Below are 4,922 nucleotides of genomic sequence, written 5' to 3' on the forward strand. Positions count from 1 at the left end.
AGGAAGCATTGGTAAGTCGCGATCGACGCCTGCATCAGGAAGGCGTCGACGCCGCCCACCGCGCTGCCGGCCGGCGCCGATGAGCAGGGCAGACCATCGTCGAACTCCCGCGCGACGCAGAAATACACGTCTTCCAGCGTGAGGTGAGCCGCCGGCGCGCACAGCACCCAGTTGGCGGCAAACACCTCGTGCTGGCGGATGAAGCCCGCCCGTTGCAATGTGCCGCAGATTGCCAGGAGTTGCTTTGGCGGCAAGCGCGTACTGTCGAGCAATTCAACCACGCCGGCGGAAAACGGAGCGGCGGCCAGGACCAGTGCAAGGACTTCCGTTGTCTTTCGGAACCTGTCGTGGAACAACGGATTGCACAGCAGGCAATGTTCATCGATGTGCATGTCCCTGCCTCCCGGAGCTATCAGCGGCGGATCGGTTCCAGCTTGCCGCCCGTGACTTCATACACCGTGATCGGCGCGCCCTCCCAGTCGCCGGCGCGGTCGAACTTCACCTCGCCGAGCAGCGACTGGTAGCGGATGCGCGACAGCACGGGCACGAACTTCGCCGGTTCCACCGAGCCGGCCTGCTTCATGGCTTCGGCCACCAGGCGCGTGGCGACATAGAAGGCCGGCGCATACACATCAACGTCGGCGCCGAAGGATTTCTTGAACCGCGCACGGAATTCCGGCCCGCCCGTCAGCGTGTCGAGCGAGGTGCCGCCCTGCGCGCAGTAGAGCTTCCCTTCCACGGCGCCCGCGCTGAGCGTCACGATCTCCTTCGAGCACAGGCCGTCGCCGCCGAGCAGCGGCACGTTCAGCCCGAGCTGCTTCATCTGCCGCGCCATCAGCCCGCCCTGCGAATAGTAGCCGCCGAAGAACACCGCATCCGGGTTCATCGCCTTGATCTTGGTGAGGATGGACGAGAAATCGCTCGACTTGTCGGTGGTGAATTCGCGCCCGAGGACCTGGACCTTGAGCTCATTCGCCTTGTTGATGAACACATCGGCGACACCTGCGCCGTAACTGGTGCGGTCATCGATCACGGCCACCTTCTTCATGCCCAGGAAGCCGGCGCCGAAGCGCGCCATCATCGCGCCCATCACGTTGTCGTTGGCCGCCAGGCGGAACACATGGGGATAGCCCTGCTGCGTCAACTTGGGATTGGACGATGCGCCGGTGATCATCGGGATGCCGGCATCGTTGTACAGCTTGGATGCCGGAATCGACACGCCGGAGTTGTAATGGCCGATGACCGCCTTCACGCCGGAGTCGATCAGCTTCTGCGCGGCGGCCACGCCCTGCTTGGGATCGGCCTGGTCATCCTCGGACAGCAGTTCGAAGCGGACCGTGTTGTCGCCGACCTTGAGGCCGGACGCATTCAGTTCATCGACCGCGAGGCGGACGCCGCGCTCATTGTCCTTGCCGCTGTTGCCCTGGCCGCCGGTCAGCGGGCCGGCGTGCCCGATCTTGACGGTGATCTCGGCCGCGTGCGCGGTGACCATCACCAGCGCGGACACCGCGGGGAAAAGCAGTCTTGCAAGCATTGTCGTGTTCATGTCCTTGTCTCCTCAAAGAATCTCGAATCAGTGTTTATCGGTGTTCAACAGATTGCGTACGCCATACAGGTTGTCGAACTCGAAATCAGGTCGCGGCTGCCATGTGCCCAATGCCTCCTTTCCCCGGTTCACCCACGCCACGTTCATGCCCAGCGGCTTGGCGCCGTCGATGTCGGCCCAGGACGCGAGCGAGCAATGCAACACATGCTCGGGCGGAACGGCCAGCCGTTCGAGGGCCAGCTTGAAGATGTCGGCCGAGGGCTTGTAGGCCTTGGCCATTTCCGCCGTCGTGACGTGTTCAAAGAAGTGCGTCAGCCGGCTCCGGCGCCAGAGATCGCTGTCCATGTTCGTGATCGGCATCAGCGGGTAACGCTCCGCCAGCCAGGTGAGCACCTCGACCGAATCGGGATGCGGCGCCGCATCCTCGACCAGGCTGACCAGGTACATGTCGGTCAGCGCGGGAATGTCGAGGCTTGCCGATACGCCGGGCGCGAGCGTGTCGAGCGTCGCGGCCAGCGCTTCCTGCGCCACCTCGCGGTACTTGCGGTACTTGCCGCCGCGGTACAGGCGCACATTGCGGATGTCCCAGTCGAGGTAGACCTGCGCGATGTCGCCCGGCGCTTCGAGCTGCGTTTCCGCCAGCACCTTCTTCATGCCCGAGATGCCGCCCTGGTCGACATCGACCAGGGTGCCGAAATAATCGAAGGTGATTGCCTTGATATGCATGTTGTTCTCCTTATCCAAACTTCTTGATTCGGGCAGCCGCCTCGTCGGTGCCGAAGCAGGCAATGGTTGCCGCCTGCTCCAGTTCCAGCGCCGTCGCGATACGTGTCTGCAGCTGCGTCGTCAGCAGTGTCTTCAGGCGTGCGACCGAGAAAGCCGACTTGGAGGCAATGACGGCGGCGACATCCATCGCCTTCTGCATCATTTCCCCGCGCGGCACCACCCAGTTCACCAGCCGCAGGTCGAGCAGCGCGCGGCTGTCCTGCTTCTCGCCGAGCAGCCACAGCTCCATCGCCTTCTGGTAGCCGACCGCCTGCGGCAGCAGGTGGGTGACGCCGCCGGTGACGAACTGGCCCCAGTCCATCTCGGGGAAGAAGCAGCACAGGTCGTCCGACGCCACCACCACGTCGCAATTCAGCAGCCACTCGAAACCGCCGCCCACCGCATAGCCGTGGATGGCACCGACCACCGGCTTTTCGCCGAACATGAGGTCGCGCGAGATTTGCTGGATGCGTTCGACGTGATGACGGATGCTGGCCGGGCTTTCGGTCTGGCGCGCGAAATCCTTCAGGTCGTCGCCGGCACAGAACGCGCGGCCGGCGCCGGTCAGCACGAGCACCTTCAGCGCGGGATCGGACTGTGCCTCGCGCAGCACCGCATGGAAGTCGTCGAGCAGTTCCGCGCCGATGGCGTTCAGGCGTTCCGGGCGGTTGAGGGTGATGACGCCGATGTCGCCCTCGCGATCGAATTTGACGTAGTTCATGCCGGCACCTTTTCGACCCATGCGGTCTTTCCATCCGTCCGGCCCAGGGACTCGAACGCAATCATTTCGACGATGGCCGTCGCGCCGATACGCCCCTGGATCTCGCGCTCCAGCCGCTCCCGTGCTTCATGCCATCCCGCCAGCGTGAGCTGCTGCGCCGCCTCGACCCTGACCTCGATGCGGTCGTAGGGTCCGTCGCCGCGCAGCACGATGCGGAAATGACCGGAGCTGTACTGGGGCAGCGACTCGACCGCCGCGCGTACCGCGCTCGGGAAGACGTTGATGCCGCGCACATTGAACATATCGTCCGTCCTTCCTGTCACACGGAAGCGCCATGCGGTGCGGCCATCGGGGCCGGGCGCCGTCTCCGTGATGGTGACAACATCGCGCGTCCGGTAGCGGACCAGCGGCTGGCATTCCTTGGCAAGGTGCGTGCACACCAGTTCACCCACGGTGCCGTCACGAATCGGCAGGCGCTGTCCGCTTTCCGGGTCAAGGATTTCGGCGAACACCACATCGCTCGCGTGATACAGCAAGTCGTTGGTCCATGCCGTCTGGCCGCCGAGGATGCTCAGCACCTCGGACAGGCCGAAGTTGGCATTGCGCACCTTGAAGCCCCACTTCTCTTCCATCGTTTCGCGGAAGGCCGGATTGTCGAGCCCGGCCTCGCCGCCGAACAGGCTGAGCCGCAGCCCGAGGTCGCGCGGCCGCCATTCGGGGAATTGTTCGCGCATCACCTTTTCCAGCATTGCCGGATAGGACGGTGTGCAAGAAATCGCGGTGATGCCGAGTTCCTTGATCGAACGGATCAGCTGCGCGGTATTGCCGATGCCAAAGGGCAGGACGGTGGCACCGGTCGCCTCGAGCACGGTATGGTCAGTGAAGCCGCCGGTCCACATGCAGTAGTTCAGGCAATGCACGACACGGTCTTCGCGGCGCAGGCCCGCCGCCCACATCGAGCGCGCGCCGATGCGGGCGACGTTCTCCGCATCCTTCTTCGAATTGGACAGGATCAGCGGACGGCCGGTGGTGCCCGAGGTGCGGTGCATGCGCACCACGTCCGCCTGCGTGCAGGCAATGTAGTCGCCGAACGGATAAGCGCCTTCCTGGCTGACGCGCAGCTCATCCTTTTCCGTCAGCGGCAGGTCCTGCAGGTCGTCGAGCGTGATGCGGCGCGACGTGAACGCGGACAGCTTGTTGCGATAGAAGGCGGAATGGGAACGAACATAGTCCCACTGGCGCTCCCACGCCGCGTCCTGGTATTGGCGGACCGCTTGCGGCGGCAGGGTTTCGAATTCCGGATCGAAGAGCTCGTCCGTGCTGCTTGCGGATTTCAAGGTCATTGTCTTCTCCATGGTGTCTGTATCGGTGCCGCGCAGTCACACGGCTTTCTTGCTGCAGGCCTTGCCCTCGATGTCGTGCCGCCGCACGATGGCGCGCGCGTGCTTCCCACGCCCGACTTCGCCGGCGCCGTCGGTCACCACGACGTAGAACCAGTAAAGCCCGCCTTCCTTGCGGTCGAAAGTGGCAACGGCCTCGATGGTCGCGCCGAGCGGCGTGGGGGAAAAATGCGTGAACTCCACGCGGGCGCCGACAGACATTTCGCCGTCTCCCAGCATCGGCGCCAGCAGCCGCGCACAGGCGCGCTCCATCAGGCCGAGCATTGCGGGAGAAGACAGGACCTCGGGATACGATTCGGTCGTGCTGTCGCCATAGGCGGCCGCAAGGTCCGGTGCCGAGACCAGCATTTGCAGGCGGGCGGAATCGCCACTGTTTAACATCGCGTCACTCCTGTTGATTGATTGCCCCGGTGCTTTTGCAAGGGGTGTGCCAACGGGAATGGAAAGAGGGGTGGGGCAGGTGGAAAGCCGCGTGGGACGTGGCTTCAGC

At 64.2% G+C, this 4,922-nt stretch carries 6 protein-coding genes; all 6 read right to left on the reverse strand.

What is annotated here, in order from left to right:
* Positions 1-392 (reverse strand): hypothetical protein (locus AYR66_RS28725; RefSeq protein WP_206047056.1); only part of this gene is annotated, 392 nt, incomplete at its 3' end.
* 20 nt (positions 393-412) lie between these two features.
* Positions 413-1,546, reverse strand: a complete 1,134-nt coding sequence (locus AYR66_RS04385; RefSeq protein ID WP_088706509.1) for a branched-chain amino acid ABC transporter substrate-binding protein — start codon at positions 1,544-1,546, stop codon at positions 413-415.
* A 27-nt stretch (positions 1,547-1,573) separates the two neighbouring features.
* Positions 1,574-2,272: an HAD family hydrolase gene (locus AYR66_RS04390; protein ID WP_088706510.1), complete on the reverse strand. Its 699-nt coding sequence runs from the start codon at positions 2,270-2,272 to the stop codon at positions 1,574-1,576.
* A 10-nt stretch (positions 2,273-2,282) separates the two neighbouring features.
* The gene (locus AYR66_RS04395; protein ID WP_088706511.1) at positions 2,283-3,032 is read right to left on the reverse strand and encodes an enoyl-CoA hydratase/isomerase family protein; all 750 of its coding nucleotides are present in this window, start codon (positions 3,030-3,032) and stop codon (positions 2,283-2,285) included.
* Positions 3,029-4,375: a phenylacetate--CoA ligase family protein gene (locus AYR66_RS04400; protein ID WP_088706512.1), complete on the reverse strand. Its 1,347-nt coding sequence runs from the start codon at positions 4,373-4,375 to the stop codon at positions 3,029-3,031. Before AYR66_RS04400 ends, AYR66_RS04395 begins: the two co-directional genes overlap by 4 nt.
* A 36-nt stretch (positions 4,376-4,411) precedes the next feature.
* Positions 4,412-4,813 carry a thioesterase family protein gene (locus AYR66_RS28730; RefSeq protein WP_170942272.1) on the reverse strand — a complete coding sequence of 134 codons (402 nt, stop codon included), beginning with the start codon at positions 4,811-4,813 and terminating at the stop codon, positions 4,412-4,414.
* Between the last annotated feature and the right edge of the window lie 109 nt (positions 4,814-4,922).

Origin of the sequence: Noviherbaspirillum denitrificans, from assembly GCF_002211445.1 — a bacterium.
Taxonomy (GTDB): Bacteria; Pseudomonadota; Gammaproteobacteria; order Burkholderiales; family Burkholderiaceae_D; genus Noviherbaspirillum; species Noviherbaspirillum denitrificans.

What these genes read in the sequence shown, in the direction of transcription:
- AYR66_RS04385 (WP_088706509.1), bottom strand. Translation starts at nt 1,546, where the DNA reads ATGAACACGACAATGCTTGCAAGACTGCTTTTCCCCGCGGTGTCCGCG.
- AYR66_RS04390 (WP_088706510.1), bottom strand. Translation starts at nt 2,272, where the DNA reads ATGCATATCAAGGCAATCACCTTCGATTATTTCGGCACCCTGGTCGAT.
- AYR66_RS04395 (WP_088706511.1), bottom strand. Translation starts at nt 3,032, where the DNA reads ATGAACTACGTCAAATTCGATCGCGAGGGCGACATCGGCGTCATCACC.
- AYR66_RS04400 (WP_088706512.1), bottom strand. Translation starts at nt 4,375, where the DNA reads ATGACCTTGAAATCCGCAAGCAGCACGGACGAGCTCTTCGATCCGGAA.
- AYR66_RS28730 (WP_170942272.1), bottom strand. Translation starts at nt 4,813, where the DNA reads ATGTTAAACAGTGGCGATTCCGCCCGCCTGCAAATGCTGGTCTCGGCA.